At 41.2% G+C, this 17,346-nt stretch carries 9 protein-coding genes, 2 rRNA genes and 2 riboswitches (1 of these 13 running past the window's edge); all 11 genes read left to right on the plus strand.

Annotated features, from left to right (window positions below):
- The first annotated feature begins 81 nt into the window (after positions 1 to 81).
- Positions 82 to 1,824 carry a CocE/NonD family hydrolase gene (locus RCG21_RS03985; RefSeq protein WP_133339615.1) on the plus strand — a complete coding sequence of 581 codons (1,743 nt, stop codon included), beginning with the start codon at positions 82 to 84 and terminating at the stop codon, positions 1,822 to 1,824.
- 136 nt (positions 1,825 to 1,960) lie between these two features.
- Positions 1,961 to 2,917, plus strand: coding sequence for an AAA family ATPase (locus RCG21_RS03990; RefSeq protein ID WP_133339613.1), 957 nt, complete (start codon positions 1,961 to 1,963; stop codon positions 2,915 to 2,917).
- Positions 2,918 to 3,097: 180 nt separating this feature from the next.
- On the plus strand, positions 3,098 to 4,120 hold the full coding sequence (locus RCG21_RS03995; protein WP_308912886.1) for a DUF58 domain-containing protein: 1,023 nt from the start codon (positions 3,098 to 3,100) through the stop codon (positions 4,118 to 4,120).
- Entirely contained in the window at positions 4,117 to 6,336 is a 2,220-nt protein-coding gene (locus RCG21_RS04000) for a transglutaminase TgpA family protein (RefSeq protein ID WP_133339609.1), read from the plus strand. The genes RCG21_RS03995 and RCG21_RS04000 overlap by 4 nt, the downstream gene beginning before the upstream one ends.
- A 41-nt stretch (positions 6,337 to 6,377) precedes the next feature.
- Positions 6,378 to 6,479: riboswitch (purine riboswitch) on the plus strand.
- Between the two features lie 157 nt (positions 6,480 to 6,636).
- Complete coding sequence (gene guaA, locus RCG21_RS04005) at positions 6,637 to 8,157, plus strand: glutamine-hydrolyzing GMP synthase (protein WP_133339677.1); 1,521 nt, start codon at positions 6,637 to 6,639, stop codon at positions 8,155 to 8,157.
- A 163-nt stretch (positions 8,158 to 8,320) separates the two neighbouring features.
- Positions 8,321 to 8,422, plus strand: a riboswitch (purine riboswitch).
- Positions 8,423 to 8,533: 111 nt separating this feature from the next.
- Positions 8,534 to 9,859, plus strand: a complete 1,326-nt coding sequence (locus RCG21_RS04010; RefSeq protein ID WP_133339607.1) for an NCS2 family permease — start codon at positions 8,534 to 8,536, stop codon at positions 9,857 to 9,859.
- 154 nt (positions 9,860 to 10,013) lie between these two features.
- Positions 10,014 to 10,856, plus strand: a complete 843-nt coding sequence (gene glcT / locus RCG21_RS04015) for a glucose PTS transporter transcription antiterminator GlcT (protein ID WP_133339605.1) — start codon at positions 10,014 to 10,016, stop codon at positions 10,854 to 10,856.
- 188 nt (positions 10,857 to 11,044) lie between these two features.
- On the plus strand, positions 11,045 to 13,090 hold the full coding sequence (gene ptsG / locus RCG21_RS04020) for a glucose-specific PTS transporter subunit IIBC (RefSeq protein WP_133339603.1): 2,046 nt from the start codon (positions 11,045 to 11,047) through the stop codon (positions 13,088 to 13,090).
- A gap of 134 nt (positions 13,091 to 13,224) precedes the next feature.
- On the plus strand, positions 13,225 to 14,340 hold the full coding sequence (locus RCG21_RS04025) for a serine hydrolase domain-containing protein (RefSeq protein WP_235824943.1): 1,116 nt from the start codon (positions 13,225 to 13,227) through the stop codon (positions 14,338 to 14,340).
- Positions 14,341 to 14,678: 338 nt separating this feature from the next.
- Positions 14,679 to 16,228, plus strand: a 16S ribosomal RNA gene (locus tag RCG21_RS04030).
- 196 nt (positions 16,229 to 16,424) lie between these two features.
- Positions 16,425 to 17,346 (plus strand): 23S ribosomal RNA (locus RCG21_RS04035); it runs 2,014 nt beyond the window's last position.
- The 16S and 23S rRNA genes sit together here, the layout of an rRNA operon.

A 17,346-nucleotide genomic window follows, 5' to 3' on the forward strand; every position in this document is an offset into this window, starting at 1 on the left:
GTGGTGATCCCATGGAGTCTGGTGACTCATGGGATCGTATTTTTTGAGGGTGAATTTAGAAAGAAAATGAGGTCTTTAAAAATGAAACCAATTCAGATTCTAGTTGAAAAAAATGTTCCATGTGAAATGAGAGATGGTGTAATCCTTTATGCAGATATTTATCGTCCAAATGAGGAAGGGACCTTTCCGGTTCTGTTAACAAGGCTTCCGTATAGTAAGGATTTACCTCATTATTCACATCGTTACTTAGATACAAACCGCCTTGTAGAGAATGGCTTTGTAGTGATTATTCAAGATGTGAGAGGGCGGTTTCAATCGGAAGGGGAATTCCAATCTTTTAGACAGGAAGCGAATGATGGGTATGATACGGTGGAATGGGCAGCATCTCTGCCATTTTCTACTGGAAAGGTTGGCATGTTTGGCATGTCCTATTATGGATATACCCAGCTGATGGCAGCAACAAAGAGGCCGCCACACTTAGCTGCTATTTTTCCTGCTATGACGTTGAATGACCAAAGAAATGGTGCTTCCTACCGAAACGGCGTTTACCAGCCGGGATTTACGGAAACTTGGACGCTTGAATCCATTGCACCTGATTTACTTATGCGAAAGTATGGAGAGCCAAAAAAAAGAGCAGATGCATTAAGAAGTCTTGCTGATCAGCTTAATAAATTGGACGAACTATACCAGTTTGCCCCGGTGAATCAATGGTTGCCCTTAAAGGAACTTAAGGTTGCTGAATTTTTTTTCGAAGAGTTGGAACACCCGATTGAAGATGATGATTATTGGAAGGAATCTAGTATTATCGATAAGTATGAAGACTTGCAGATTCCAGCCTATCATTTAGGTGGCTGGTATGATTGCTTTATTGGCCCGACCTTAACCAATTACTCAGAGATGACCAAAACGGGAAAACACCAAAAACTGATTGTCGGACCGTGGGGGCATGGATATTTTGCTTCTATTCAAGGCGAATGCTCCTTCGGTGTGCACGCTTCGGGTGATTGGATAGATTTAGGTGGGAATATCACAGACCTCCATATTCGCTGGTTTAATCATTGGTTAAAGGGAATCGATATTGGTTTGGAAGCAGAACCGCCGGTTAGAATTTTTGTCATGGGCATCAATGAATGGCGGGACGAATGGGAATGGCCGCTTGCACGAACCCAATATACCAATTTCTATTTGCATAGTAGCGGAAAAGCCAATACGAAAAATGGTGATGGAGAGCTTTCGCTGATGTGCCCTGTGGATGAAGCCTTTGATTCCTATTTATACGACCCAAAAAACCCTGTACCAACAAAAGGTGGAAGTACTCTATTTGCCGGTCCGCTGACAATGGGGCCGTTTGATCAACGTGAAATAGAAGAACGAGAAGATGTGCTTGTTTATTCAACTGAGCCATTAACTGAAGCAATAGAAGTGACAGGCCAGGTAAAGGTGAAACTGTGGGCTTCCACTGATGCAAAGGATACGGATTTTACTGCTAAACTCGTCGATACGGCTCCCGATGGAAAGGCTTTAATTTTAACGGAGGGAATTGTTAACGCAAAATACCGGAATGGCTTTCAGCCCGAAAAAGAATTGACGGGTGAAGTGGTGGAGTATGAAATCGATCTTTGGGCTACAAGCAATGTATTTCTCCAAGGGCATCGAATCACGCTTGAAATTTCTTCAAGCAGCTCTCCGCATTATTTGCCAAATCCAAATACAGGAAATTCATTGGTTGAGAGCAAACAGACAAGAACTGCCAAGCAAACCATTTTTCATAATGAACAATATCCTTCCAAGCTAATACTACCAGTTGTTCCGGTAGATAAATAATAATCAAGCAAAGCTGCTTCCTTGTAAGCGGCTTTTTTGCATTATTTGTAAGTTTTTACAGGATTTATTCAGAATTTATAGAATAAATATGGATGATGCAATCATTTGGTGTATGTAAGAAAGAGGAGGATTTAAAATGTCCCTTGAAAATATGAATCCAACCATTGAAAGAATACTTGCGAATATTGAAAAAGTGATGATCGGAAAGCGAAGCGTCGCAGAACTTAGCCTTGTTTCCCTACTAGCTGGAGGTCATGTCCTTTTAGAAGATGTACCAGGTGTCGGGAAGACGATGATGGTGCGGGCGCTTGCCAAATCTGTAGACGCAAAGTTCCGCAGAATACAATTCACCCCTGATTTATTACCGTCAGATGTTACGGGAATCTCGATTTACAATCCAAAAGAAATGGAATTTCAATTCCGTCCTGGTCCCTTAATGGGAAATATTATCCTTGCAGATGAAATTAACCGGACATCACCGAAAACCCAATCTGCCCTTTTGGAAGGGATGGAGGAAGCAAGTATAACGATTGATGGTGTTACCCATAGGCTCGAAAAGCCGTTTTTTGTGATGGCAACACAGAATCCAATTGAATATGAAGGGACCTACCCGCTCCCGGAGGCACAGCTTGACCGCTTTTTACTAAAAATGAAAATGGGCTATCCCGACTTGGGGGAGGAAATAGAGGTATTAAACCGGGCCCAAAAAGTTCCGCCGATTGATGAACTAGAATCGGTAATTGACCTCGCAGGTCTGCTTTTATTGCAACAGGAAATTAAAGAGGTGTTTATCGATGATACGATGAAGCGGTATATTGTCGAAGTGGTCAGTCGAACAAGGGGCCATGGCAGTGTTTATCTGGGGGCAAGTCCAAGGGGATCAATCGCCTTAATGAAAGTTGCTCAAGCGTATGCCTTTATGTACGGGCGTGACTTTGTTCTTCCTGATGATATTCAATATTTAGCCCCATTCGTCCTATCCCATCGGATTATTTTAAAATCTGAAGCCAAATTCGAAGGGATTTCCGCAGAAGAAGTTATTAGCGGGATCGTTGGAAGAGTTCCAGTTCCGGTTCAAAGGCTTGTGAAATAAATGAAGAAAATAGCCACTTTTTTAAAAAAGGTTTGGAAGTTTACGGTTTTATTTTTCTTGAGTCTCTTAACCTTTTCTTACGCAATGTTTCAAGGAGAATTTGTCAGCTGGTTTTTATTTTACAGCTTTTTGCCCTTTGGTTTCTATTGCTTAGCCTTATCCTTTTATTCCCTGAAGGACATGACAGTAATTAGAGAAATTCCAAAATCTGATTACAATGCAGGTGAACCATTAAAGGTTAAAATCACCCTCCGAAGGGGATCATCTTTTCCGTTGTTCTACCTGATGGCTGCCGACCAACTAAGAGAAAAATTTTCCCCATTAAAAAACGCACTCCTCATTGCTGGTATGAAAAAAGAGCTTTCCTATGAATATATCATTGATGTACTGCCGAGAGGTGAGCATCTTTTTCAATCGATTAAAGTAAGAATCGGCGATCCGCTTGGTTTAATCGAGAAGGAAAAGGTCTTTACAGTTGAAAATAAAATCATCGTTTACCCTGCCTATTCAGAGCTCCTGTACCGTCCGTTTGAAAACCACTATGATCAGGGGATGACTGCTTCAAGGGAGCGGGTACAGCGCGATACATCCATGGCAATTGGAGTAAGGGACTACCAGCCGGGGGACCGGTTTTCCTGGATTAACTGGAAGGCATCCGCCAAACGGAATGAAATCATGACAAAGGAATTTGAGCAACGGCAATCGCATGATGTGTTTGTTGTTATGGATTGTGTGCCGGACCCACGCTTTGAAGCGATGGTTTCCTTTACTGCTTCACTTTTAAGGGCAGTTTTAAAAAAAGGAGCGCAAACGGGTCTGTTAACAATTAGTCAGGAAAGAGCCTCTTTTCCCATTCGTGGGGGAGAGCAGCATCTCCAACAGCTTTTTTATCACCTCGCAAAAATTGAAGCCAAAAGCGTTTCTACTTTGGAAAAAGTGTTAGAAATGGATGGGGTATTTATTCAGCAATCGCTATCATTTATGGTGGTAACCGCAAAATTGAACAAACCACTTATTGAAAAGGCAAGCTTTCTTGGTCGAAGAAAGGGCTCAACCACCATTTTTCTTATCAAAGCTGAAAAAGAATCGCCAACTGAAAATGAACGGTCGCTCATCGCGATTGCAAATGCTCGCGGGGTTCGAATTATTATGATTCATGAAGGGGACTTCAGCCAAGCTTTCTCGGAGGTGAGTTTCCGTTGAAAAATCGGGACATTTCAACACTTTTATTATATGCATTGGGTTTTTTCCTTTTGTGGGAGTGGCTTCGGCCAATTGAACAATTAACCGATACGAGCCATATTTGGATCTTTATAGTGTTCTTACTATTATCAATTGTGATGTCATTTTATCGAATAAAATGGATCTTGTCGTTTTTGATAAAAGTATTCTATGTGTTTTTTTCAATCAATCGACTTTATTACCAGGAAGGCTTTTTGCACCTGGGCTGGCTGACTGCGTTTTTGGCTGATTTGAAAAATAACACTGCCTTCCTTTTTGCAAGAAATTGGAATAACTTATCGGATGAATTCCGTTCTTTCTTATTTTTTATTCTATTGTGGTTAATGGTGTATTTACTCCACTATTGGCTGTTAAAACGTCAAAGAATTTTTATCTTTTTCTTCATGACGTTAATCTACATTACCGTTTTGGATACCTTTACACCCTACAGTGCAAATACAGCGATCGTTCGAACGGTTGTGGTCGGTTTTACTATAATGGGAATGCTCACCTTTTACCGGATGCTTGCAAAAGAAAAAATCAATAAAAAATATGCTACGCCAAGAAAATGGATGATACCCCTTGCCGGGATGATTGCCTTTAGTGTCCTTGTTGGGATTGCTGCACCAAAGGCTGCTCCAATCTGGCCTGACCCTGTTCCGTATTTAAAAGGAGACAAGAAATACCACAATGATGATAAAAGTGGGGGAATCCAAAGGATTGGCTATGGAACGAATGATGCCCAACTTGGGGGCCCTTTTTTGGGCGATAATAAAACTGTTTTTCGCATTGAAGCAAATGGGAAGAATTATTGGAAAGTGGAGACCAAGGATACTTATACCGGAAAGGGCTGGGTGTTATCACCAGGATCTGAAATCATTCCATTTAGCGAAGGGGATTTTGTACCCGTATATCCATTGGGTAAGACTGTACAAACGGAGAAGGAACAGGCGAGAGTATTCCCGGTTCAGGATTACCAATACCCTCATGTGATCTATCCTGCAGGAATTAGGAAAATCTTAAATTTCTATCCTAATCTTGGGGGCGGAATTTCGTTTAATATCGATACAACAATGGAACGAATTGTTGCGGTTACTAGTTATGATAAACCGATTATACCGAATCTTTATACAATTGTTTTTGACATTCCGAAATATCGGGCAATTGAATTAAGGAAAACAAAGAAGTTTGACCCTAAAGTGATGGACCCTATTTTGTACAAAAAATATACACAGCTGCCTGAGGAGCTTCCACAAAGGGTTACACAATTAGCCAAGAAGATTACCTCGAAGGAAACCAATTGGTTTGACAAGGCAAAAGCGGTGGAGAAATATTTTAGTCGGATGGAATACACCTATGAACAAAAGGATGTCGCTATTCCAGGGATGGATGATGATTATGTCGACCAATTTTTGTTTGAGACGAAAAAAGGCTATTGCGATAATTTTTCAACCTCTATGGCAGTGATGATGCGGACGTTAGGAATTCCAACACGCTGGGTAAAAGGGTACACGGGCGGAGAATTTTTGCAATATAGCAAGCAGGATCCTTCTAAACAGATTTACGAAATTACCAATAATAATGCCCATTCATGGGTAGAGGTTTTCTTACCAAACCAAGGATGGGTTCCGTTTGAACCGACGAAGGGTTTTTCAAATGATGTTTCAATCAGCTATTTAGTTGGCTCAACTAGCTCAAGCGGTACCTTAAGAACGGAAGTACCTGCAATGAAACCAGTAAAGAAACCGCTGGATGAAAAGGAAAATGTGAAGAGTTCTGGAAACACAGACCAAAAGGGCTTTCTAAAGAACATCAATGTATTTTTTAAAAATCATTGGAAGCCGCTGGTGCTCATTCTGTTGGTTGTTTTAGGAGTTTCAGGGATTCTTTATCGAATTCGCGGAAAATGGTATCCATATCTCTTGCTCCTAAAATTCCGTTTTAGGAAAAAGGATGAAAATATTGGTTATGCCTACTTAATTTTATTAAAACAGCTTGAGAGATACGGAATTACCCGGAAGGAAAATCAAACATTAAGGAATTATGCCCGTTATGTTGACTCATTCTTTTCAACGAATGAAATGACACGTTTGACCTCAAAATATGAACAGTATCTCTATCATAATCAGCTGCCTGAAGGAAGTTGGAAGGAAGCTTGTGAATTGTGGGAAAATTTAATTAAAAAGACAATCGCTTGAACAAAAAACGACAAATTGCTACAATAAGGTTTAATTCAATAAGGTTCGTTTTACGTTACCTTCATATATCCTCGATGATAGGGTTCGAGAGTCTCTACCGGGCTGCCGTAAATGGCCCGACTATGAAGGCAGAAAGTTTTTGAACGATTTTGCGAGAAAACTAGAATTCTGCCTTCCTATTTTTTTTGGTTGGAGAAAGCTAGTTTTCTTTTTTTTATTTATTTTTTTCATTTGTAGTAAAAACTAATTAAAATTACATGAAATTAAAAAGAGGTGGCCGCATTGTCAGGTAAACAGGATATGATAGTTGTTTTAGATTTTGGAAGCCAGTATAACCAGCTTATTACCCGCCGAATTCGTGAATTTGGTGTGTATAGTGAGCTACATCCCCACACAATTACCGTAGAGGAAATCAAAAAATTGAATCCAAAAGGGATTATTTTCTCAGGTGGTCCAAATAGTGTTTATGATGAGAACTCCTTCCGGTGTGATGAAGGGATTTTTGAAATGGGTCTGCCGATTCTGGGGATTTGTTATGGGATGCAGTTAATGACCGTTCATTTTGAAGGCAAAGTCGAAAAAGCAAAGCAGCGTGAATATGGAAAAGCAACAATGACGATTCATAATCAATCTGCCTTATATAAGGATCTTCCAAATGAGCAGGTGGTTTGGATGAGCCATGGTGATTTGGTGGTTGAAGCACCTGCTGGCTTTACTGTAGACGGAACAAATCCACACTGTCCGATTGCGGCCATGAGTGATGAAGCAAGAAAACTTTATGCTGTACAATTCCATCCGGAGGTTCGTCATTCCGTTTATGGAAACGACCTTCTGAAAAATTTTGTTTTCAATGTTTGTGATTGCAGTGGCGATTGGTCGATGGAAAACTATATCGAAATGGAAATGGAGAAAATCCGTCAGACTGTCGGTAACAAAAAAGTCCTATGTGCTCTTAGCGGCGGTGTAGATTCATCTGTTGTGGCTGTTTTAATCCACAAAGCGATAGGCGATCAGTTGACATGTATTTTTGTTGATCACGGATTACTTCGTAAAAACGAAGCGGAGAGCGTTATGAAAACTTTCTCCGAAGGTTTCCATATGAATGTCATCAAGGTTGATGCAAAGGATCGCTTCCTTTCCAAATTGGAAGGCGTCTCAGATCCTGAGAAGAAACGTAAAATTATCGGTAACGAATTTATCTATGTTTTTGATGATGAAGCAACGAAGCTTGAAGGAATTGAGTTCTTAGCGCAGGGAACGCTTTATACCGATATTATTGAAAGTGGGACAGCAACAGCGCAAACGATTAAGTCCCACCATAATGTCGGCGGTCTGCCTGAAGATATGCAGTTTAAATTAATTGAACCATTAAATACCCTTTTTAAAGATGAAGTCCGTGCTCTCGGAACTGAGCTTGGAATTCCGGATGATATCGTTTGGCGTCAGCCATTCCCAGGTCCGGGTCTTGGTATTCGGGTATTAGGGGCGATTTCTGAAGATAAATTAGAGATTGTTCGTGAATCTGATTGGATTTTACGTGAAGAAATTAAAAAGGCTGGCTTAGATCGCGAAATTTGGCAATACTTCACTGTCCTTCCAGACGTTCGCAGTGTTGGGGTTATGGGGGATACTAGAACGTATGATTACACGATTGGTATTCGTGCTGTAACCTCGATCGATGGGATGACATCCGATTGGGCGCGGATTCCGTGGGATGTACTTGAAGTTATTTCAACCAGAATCGTCAATGAAGTTGCCCATGTAAACCGGGTGGTCTATGATATTACAAGCAAGCCGCCAGCTACGATTGAATGGGAATAAGGTGAAACTTTAATCAGTGGGGGCTTCCCCACTGATTTTTTAGTTGTACCAATCGGATAATTAAATAAATGTTGGAAAATACGAATGTTTTTATTTATAAAATAAAAAACGTTCGTATTTTTTATTGACAGAAGACCTCACCCTTGATATGATACTAACGTACTAAATATTTGTCATATTGTGTCGTATAATCTTGGGAATAGGGCCCAAAAGTTTCTACCGAGCTACCGTAAATAGCTTGACTACGAGGCGAGTTTTTAATAGGGGATTTTTGTCCTTTTGTTATTTACATATGCCTTTTGTCAACGTTTCGGTGGATACCGGAGCGTTTTTTGGTGATTTTATTAGATAAAGGATCAATTAGGGGGTAAATAGGTTGAAAAACTATTTTGAGTTTGCAAAGTTTGGTACTAGTTATCGTCAAGAATTCATGGGCGGTATGACTACTTTTTTAGCAATGGCTTATATTTTAGTGGTAAACCCACTTACTTTATCTTTAGCAAGTATTAAAGGATTCCCAGATGCTTTAAGAATGGATTATGGAGCAGTATTTGTGGCAACGGCTATTGCTTCTGCTATCGGCTCGATTGTCATGGGGCTCCTTGGAAAATACCCGCTTGCGCTTGCACCGGGGATGGGGTTAAATGCATTCTTTGCTTATACCGTAGTATTGGGCGATAAAATCCCTTGGCAGCATGCGTTGGGTGCGGTATTAATTTCTGGTGTGTTCTTCTTCGTTTTGACACTGACTGGTCTTCGTGAAAAAATTATTAATGCAATTCCAATCGATTTAAAACATGCCGTTGGGGCCGGTATTGGTTTGTTTATCACCTTTATTGGACTTCAGGAATCAGGAATTATCGTAAAAAACGATGCAACACTTGTGGGGTTAGGAAACTTATCAAACGGGAATACATTACTTACGATTTTTGGTATATTAATTACGGTTATTATGATGACCAGAGGAATAAAAGGAGCCGTATTCTTTGGAATGATCATCACGGCGATTGTTGGAATGATTTTTAACTTAATTGATATTCCTCATCAAGTTGTCGGAAAAGTACCGAGCTTAGATCCAACGTTTGGTGCTGTATTTTCATCCTTTAGTGACAGTTCCTTCTGGTCGACGAGTATGGTGGGAATTATCCTTACATTCTTGTTTGTTGATTTCTTTGATAACGCAGGAACACTTGTTGCGGTTGCAAACCAAGCGGGATTAATGAAAGACAACAAGCTTCCGAATGCAGGAAGAGCGTTGTTATCTGACTCCATTGCAACAATGGTTGGTGCAGTTCTGGGAACATCTACTACTACTTCTTATATTGAATCTACTGCAGGGGTAGCTTCAGGAGCTAGAACAGGATTTGCTTCATTAGTAACAGCGGGATTCTTTATTTTGGCAATCTTTTTCTTCCCGTTATTATCAGTAGTTACTACAGCTGTTACTGCACCTGCACTGATTATTGTCGGAGTATTGATGGTTTCTTCGTTAGGCGATATTGAATGGAAAAAATTTGAGATTGCTGTACCGGCTTTCTTAACGATGATTACAATGCCGCTTTCTTATAGCATTGCAACAGGTATTGCAATTGGGTTTATATTCTATCCAATTACCATGATTGTAAAAGGAAGAATCAAGGAAATTAATCCTATTATGTATCTCTTCTTTGTAATCTTTCTTGTATATTTTATTTTGAAATAAGTGTAAAAAAGGAACCTCTTTCACAGATTGAGGTTCCTTTTTTGTCGACTATTGGTCATGATTTCCGTGGAAATAGTCGAAAATTGCCGTTGACTTCCTGTATTCTCTCTTTTACGATGATGATACTAAGGAAAAGGGAAATGGAGAAAAGGGTATGGCAAAATTATTGATTGATAAAGTGTTGAATAACAATGTTTTAATCGCTAAACACCCTTCCTATGAAGAAGTTGTCTTAATTGGAAAAGGTATTGGTTTCAATCGGAAACAGGGGGATTTTATTGAGACTGATACAGTTGAAAAGCTTTTTGTTTTAAAAAATGAAAAGGAACAAGAAAGTTATATTAAGCTGCTTCCTTTTATTGATAATGAATTTCTTGAAGTGATTATTTCTGCTATAGGTCTGATCAAGCAAAGAACAAATTCACAGCTCAATGAACATATACATGTTGCTTTAACGGACCATTTAATGTTTGCGATTACAAGGGCATCGCAAGGGATGGAAATGTCCAACCCGTTTTTAGTGGAAACAAAAGCGTTGTATCGGCATGAGTTCGAAGTGGCGGCAGAAGTCGTCCGATATATTCGAGAGAAAACGGGAATAAACCTCACCGATGGTGAGATTGGTTTTATTGCACTGCATATTCATAGTGCGATTACAAATAAAAACCTCTCCGATGTGAACCGACATTCCCAGCTTATAAGCAGACTAGTTGAAATGGTCGAAGAACAGCTTGATATTGAAATTGATAAAGAAAGCATTGATTATATGCGTCTTGTTCGTCATCTTCGATTTGCGATTGAAAGAGTGCAAAAAGGGGAGAGGGTAGAGGAACCAGAAAAAATTGCTTCTCTATTGAAAGAAGAATATCCAGTATGCTATAATCTATCTTGGAAGCTCATTAAGGTAATGCAGCAAACATTAAAGTTGACAGTCTATGATGCAGAAGCGGTTTATTTGACAATGCATCTCCAAAGGCTTCAAAAGAAAATTAAATAGCTATTATTTTTTACGTGTTACTGATTCGATCAGGCATGAGTGAAAAGTATTCATTGAAATAAAGTGTAAGGGGCATTCTATACCCGTACCTTTATTCAGTTTACTTTTACTCATGCCTTTTTTTGTTGGTTTTTTACCATAAATGAAAACGCTTAATGAGCTAAATTATAATATTGGGGGTTATATCTATGTTTAAGAATGCCTTTGGCGTCTTGCAAAAAGTCGGTAAAGCATTAATGCTGCCGGTTGCAATTTTACCGGCTGCTGGGATTTTACTTGCGATTGGTAATGCTCTTCAAAACCCAACCTTATTAGATCTTGCACCATTTTTAGACAACCATGGTGTAGCAATGGTTGCAAAAGTTATGGAACAAGCAGGAAGCGTTATTTTTGGTAACCTTGCATTGTTATTTGCAGTCGGTGTTGCAATTGGATTAGCCGGAGGAGACGGTGTTGCAGGTCTCGCAGCAATTGTTGGTTTCCTTATCATGAACGCAACAATGGGTACAGCACTAGGCATTGATGCAGATGCTTTAACGAAACATCCGCAAAGTTATGCATCTGTATTGGGGATTCCAACTCTGCAAACGGGTGTGTTTGGCGGTATTATTGTCGGGATCATTGCAGCTACAATGTACAATAAATTCTTTGAAATTGAACTCCCATCTTATTTAGGATTTTTTGCAGGTAAGCGGTTTGTACCAATTATAACGGCAGCAAGTTCAGTAATTTTAGGATTAATTATGATTGTCATTTGGCCGCCGATTCAATCTGGCTTGAATGCATTCTCAACGAACATGGTGGACGCAAATTTAACGCTTTCGGCCTTTATTTTCGGGGTTATTGAACGTTCTCTGATTCCATTTGGATTGCATCATATCTTCTATGCACCATTCTGGTTTGAATTTGGGAGCTATACAAATAAAGCAGGTCAAATTGTTCATGGTGACCAGCATATTTTCATGGAGCAAATTAAAGATGGTGTAAAACACTTAACGGCAGGTACTTTCACAACTGGTAAATATCCATTTATGATGTTTGGTCTTCCTGCTGCGGCTTTGGCGATTTACCATGAAGCAAAGCCGGAAAAGAAAGCTGTTGTCGGCGGCCTCATGTTTTCTGCTGGTTTAACATCATTCTTAACAGGTATTACAGAACCAATTGAATTCTCATTCTTGTTTGTAGCACCAGTATTATTCGGTATTCACGCCATTTTTGCTGGACTATCCTTTATGACCATGCATCTTTTAAACGTAAAAATCGGAATGACCTTCTCGGGTGGATTGATTGACTACATTTTATTTGGGCTTATTAACCCGCAAACACATGCATGGATTGTTATTCCAGTAGGCCTTATCTTTGCAGTCATTTACTACTTCGGATTCCGTTTCGCAATTCGTAAATTTGACCTCAAAACTCCAGGTCGTGAATTAGAAGAAGAAGAAGATGAGGCTCCAACAGGAAAAACTGGTTCAGGTGATCTTGCAGCAAATATTTTGGATGCAATGGGTGGACAGAAAAACATTGCTCATTTAGATGCTTGTATTACACGCCTTCGTGTATCAGTAAATGATATTAAAGAAGTAGACAAAAACCAATTGAAGAAATTAGGTGCTGCAGGTGTTCTTGAGGTAGGTAATAACATCCAAGCCATCTTTGGACCGCGTTCTGAAACCATCAAAGGACAAATGAAAGATATTATGGAAGGAAAACGTCCAAGAGCTGCAGCCCCGTCAAAGGAAACCAAGCTTCAAGCTGTTCCGGCTGGGAACACTAGTAAAGAAATCATTGTTGCTCCATTAAAAGGAGAAATCAAACCGATCACAGAAGTTCCAGACCAAGTCTTTGCTGGAAAAATGATGGGGGACGGTTTTGCGATTATTCCTTCAGAGGGAACGGTTGTATCACCTGTTGATGGAAAGATTGTTAACTTATTTCCAACGAAACATGCAATTGGAATCTTATCTGATAGCGGTCGTGAAATCCTTATTCACGTGGGGATCGACACTGTTAATTTGAAGGGTCAAGGGTTTGAAACATTAGTGTCTGAAAATGACCGTATTGTAAAAGGACAGCCACTATTAAAGGTTGATTTGGATTATGTAAAAGAACATGCGACTTCTACGATTACTCCAATTGTTTTCACCAACTTAGCAGAAGGTGAAAAAGTTGTGATTGAAAAACAAGGCCAGGTAGATTTGAAACAAGCAGATATCGTAAGAATTACAAAATAAGCAGTATGCGGAGCCGACCTTTTAAATGGGGTCGGCTTTTGTGTTTTATAAGTATTGAATTTTTGAAATAACGAATTATAAACGTATAATTGATTCAAAAGGCAGATTAATTGAGAGGCGGCAATCCTGTGCAAATGAAAAAGTCAGTTAAGTGGGTAATTAGTGTTTTATTTTGTTTTCTAGTTATTACGATAGCGGCATTTAATGTATATGGTAATACGCAGTCAGGATTGCAAGGTAACCTCAAGAATAGGCTCGAAGTGTTTATGGATAAAAAGGCTTTGGATAGTCAATTTAATGGTGTCGTGTTAGTTGCCAAGGATGGGAAGGGGGTATTTGAAAAAGGTTATGGATTTGCCAATAAAGAAACAGGGATTCCTAATCAACTAAACACCCAATTTCGTATTGCTTCGCTAACAAAATCCTTTACAGCGGTATCTATCCTTCAACTTGAAAAGAATGGGAAATTGAAAACTTCTGATCCAATATCGAAATATATAAATCATTTTCCGGATGGCGATAAAATTACCATTCAACATTTGCTAACCCACAGCTCGGGGGTTGCCGACCATTCTAAACTTACAGATACAACCAAGCCAATCACGCTGACAGCTTTTATTAATTTAATGAAGAACCAAGCATTGACTTTTAATCCCGGAACAAAATATATGTATTCTAACACGGGGTATATGATACTTGCTTACATTATTGAAAAAGTTTCCGGAAAAAGCTATCAGACCTATTTTCGGGACAATATCTTTAAACCTGCTGGCATGGATCATACCTACTTTAAAAAGGCTGATGCAAAGGATTTTGCAATGGGATATAGGAACATGCGGAAAGTGGTTGAGAGGGATGATGAAAGCCAGCTTGCAGGAGCGGGTGATATTATTTCAACAGTCGGAGACATGATGAGATACAATAATGCGATACATGACTTCAAAATCCTTTCACCAAAAGAGATTGAAAAAATGGAGACAGGCTATATCGATACCTCTAAACTGGGTGTTTTTAAATATGGCTACGGTTGGAAAGTAGCAAATAACCTTATAAGTTTTGGAAGACCTATGATTGAGCATAACGGCAGTTTGCCTGGTTTTAAATGTGAAATAGTGGATTTTATTAAAGACAGGGTTACCGTTATCGTCCTGTCTAATAATACCGGAACATGGAATTCAGGAGAGTTGGCGCGTAAATTGGCTTCAATTTGTTTAGGGACAAAATTTTGGTTTTACCAAAAATATTTTTAAAACGAGTCCATATAAATGGTAGGAAAAAAGGTTCAATAGAATTCTAGCTAATTTTTATTTAAAATAGTGTTGACGTAGTTATATAAATGGTGGTATTATATTTAAGCAGTCGTTAATGACGTGTCAACAACATAATGATAATAACGTGTTGAAAAATGTTGACAGATCGTTAACGAGGTGATATTATTATAAAGTTGCTTCTGGAAGAGATTTTAGAAGTGGAAACAAGATTGTTCTTTGAAAACTAAACAGACAAAAACGTCAACAAACAATAATATTCATGTTTCTTCTATTATATAGGAAACATGAGCCAACGTAACAAATGAGCTACATCAACTTTCTTGGAGAGTTTGATCCTGGCTCAGGACGAACGCTGGCGGCGTGCCTAATACATGCAAGTCGAGCGAATCAATAGGAGCTTGCTCCTGTTGATTAGCGGCGGACGGGTGAGTAACACGTGGGCAACCTGCCTGTAAGACTGGGATAACTTCGGGAAACCGGAGCTAATACCGGATAATCCTTTTCTTCTCATGAGGAAAAGCTGAAAGTCGGTTTCGGCTGACACTTACAGATGGGCCCGCGGCGCATTAGCTAGTTGGTGAGGTAACGGCTCACCAAGGCGACGATGCGTAGCCGACCTGAGAGGGTGATCGGCCACACTGGGACTGAGACACGGCCCAGACTCCTACGGGAGGCAGCAGTAGGGAATCTTCCGCAATGGACGAAAGTCTGACGGAGCAACGCCGCGTGAGCGATGAAGGCCTTCGGGTCGTAAAGCTCTGTTGTTAGGGAAGAACAAGTATCGGAGTAACTGCCGGTACCTTGACGGTACCTAACCAGAAAGCCACGGCTAACTACGTGCCAGCAGCCGCGGTAATACGTAGGTGGCAAGCGTTGTCCGGAATTATTGGGCGTAAAGCGCGCGCAGGCGGTCCTTTAAGTCTGATGTGAAAGCCCACGGCTCAACCGTGGAGGGTCATTGGAAACTGGGGGACTTGAGTGCAGAAGAGGAAAGCGGAATTCCACGTGTAGCGGTGAAATGCGTAGAGATGTGGAGGAACACCAGTGGCGAAGGCGGCTTTCTGGTCTGTAACTGACGCTGAGGCGCGAAAGCGTGGGGAGCAAACAGGATTAGATACCCTGGTAGTCCACGCCGTAAACGATGAGTGCTAAGTGTTAGAGGGTTTCCGCCCTTTAGTGCTGCAGCTAACGCATTAAGCACTCCGCCTGGGGAGTACGGCCGCAAGGCTGAAACTCAAAGGAATTGACGGGGGCCCGCACAAGCGGTGGAGCATGTGGTTTAATTCGAAGCAACGCGAAGAACCTTACCAGGTCTTGACATCCTCTGACACTCCTAGAGATAGGACTTTCCCCTTCGGGGGACAGAGTGACAGGTGGTGCATGGTTGTCGTCAGCTCGTGTCGTGAGATGTTGGGTTAAGTCCCGCAACGAGCGCAACCCTTGATCTTAGTTGCCAGCATTCAGTTGGGCACTCTAAGGTGACTGCCGGTGACAAACCGGAGGAAGGTGGGGATGACGTCAAATCATCATGCCCCTTATGACCTGGGCTACACACGTGCTACAATGGATGGTACAAAGGGCTGCGAAACCGCGAGGTTTAGCCAATCCCATAAAACCATTCTCAGTTCGGATTGTAGGCTGCAACTCGCCTACATGAAGCCGGAATCGCTAGTAATCGCGGATCAGCATGCCGCGGTGAATACGTTCCCGGGCCTTGTACACACCGCCCGTCACACCACGAGAGTTTGTAACACCCGAAGTCGGTGGGGTAACCGTAAGGAGCCAGCCGCCTAAGGTGGGACAGATGATTGGGGTGAAGTCGTAACAAGGTAGCCGTATCGGAAGGTGCGGCTGGATCACCTCCTTTCTAAGGATAATGCAGTCCTTATGGACTGATAAGATGTTGACCGTTTCTTGTTTGTTTAGTTTTGAGGGAGCAATTCTCTCAAAGCTTTTTTAAATCGTTCTTTGAAAACTAGATAATCGTAAGAAGAAGTAACCAAGTAAAAACCGAGTAATCGCCATTTTAGTTTTTCTCTCTAATTTTAGAGTAAAACCTTTTAGGTTAAGTTAGAAAGGGCGCACGGTGAATGCCTTGGCACTAGGAGCCGATGAAGGACGGGACTAACACCGATATGCTTCGGGGAGCTGTAAGTAAGCTTTGATCCGGAGATTTCCGAATGGGGGAACCCGCTGTTCGTAATGGAGCAGTATCTTTATCTAAATACATAGGATAATGAAGGCAGACCCGGGGAACTGAAACATCTAAGTACCCGGAGGAAGAGAAAGCAAACGCGATTCCCTGAGTAGCGGCGAGCGAAACGGGAACAGCCCAAACCGAAAGGCTTGCCTTTCGGGGTTGTAGGACACTCAACATGGAGTTACAAAGGAACGGGGTAGATGAAGCGATCTGGAAAGGTCCGTCATAGAAGGTAAAAACCCTGTAGTTGAAACTTCGTTCCCTCCTGAGTGGATCCTGAGTACGGCCGGACACGTGAAATCCGGTCGGAAGCAGGGAGGACCATCTCCCAAGGCTAAATACTCCCTAGTGACCGATAGTGAACCAGTACCGTGAGGGAAAGGTGAAAAGCACCCCGGAAGGGGAGTGAAATAGTTCCTGAAACCGTGTGCCTACAAGTAGTCAGAGCCCGTTTATGGGTGATGGCGTGCCTTTTGTAGAATGAACCGGCGAGTTACGATTACATGCAAGGTTAAGTTGATGAGACGGAGCCGCAGCGAAAGCGAGTCTGAATAGGGCGTTTGAGTATGTGGTCGTAGACCCGAAACCAGGTGATCTACCCATGTCCAGGGTGAAGTCCAGGTAACACTGGATGGAGGCCCGAACCCACGCACGTTGAAAAGTGCGGGGATGAGGTGTGGGTAGCGGAGAAATTCCAATCGAACTTGGAGATAGCTGGTTCTCTCCGAAATAGCTTTAGGGCTAGCCTCACGAAGTAAGAGTCTTGGAGGTAGAGCACTGTTTGG

It is taken from the genome of Bacillus salipaludis, assembly GCF_030938565.1.
Lineage (GTDB): Bacteria > Bacillota > Bacilli > Bacillales > Cytobacillaceae > Neobacillus > Neobacillus salipaludis_A.

Bases quoted from the DNA above. Each gene is read 5' to 3' on its own strand.
- ptsG (WP_133339603.1), top strand. From the start codon at position 11,045: ATGTTTAAGAATGCCTTTGGCGTCTTGCAAAAAGTCGGTAAAGCATTA.
- RCG21_RS03990 (WP_133339613.1), top strand. From the start codon at position 1,961: ATGTCCCTTGAAAATATGAATCCAACCATTGAAAGAATACTTGCGAAT.
- glcT (WP_133339605.1), top strand. From the start codon at position 10,014: ATGGCAAAATTATTGATTGATAAAGTGTTGAATAACAATGTTTTAATC.
- guaA (WP_133339677.1), top strand. From the start codon at position 6,637: ATGATAGTTGTTTTAGATTTTGGAAGCCAGTATAACCAGCTTATTACC.
- RCG21_RS04025 (WP_235824943.1), top strand. From the start codon at position 13,225: ATGAAAAAGTCAGTTAAGTGGGTAATTAGTGTTTTATTTTGTTTTCTA.
- RCG21_RS03985 (WP_133339615.1), top strand. From the start codon at position 82: ATGAAACCAATTCAGATTCTAGTTGAAAAAAATGTTCCATGTGAAATG.
- RCG21_RS03995 (WP_308912886.1), top strand. From the start codon at position 3,098: ATGACAGTAATTAGAGAAATTCCAAAATCTGATTACAATGCAGGTGAA.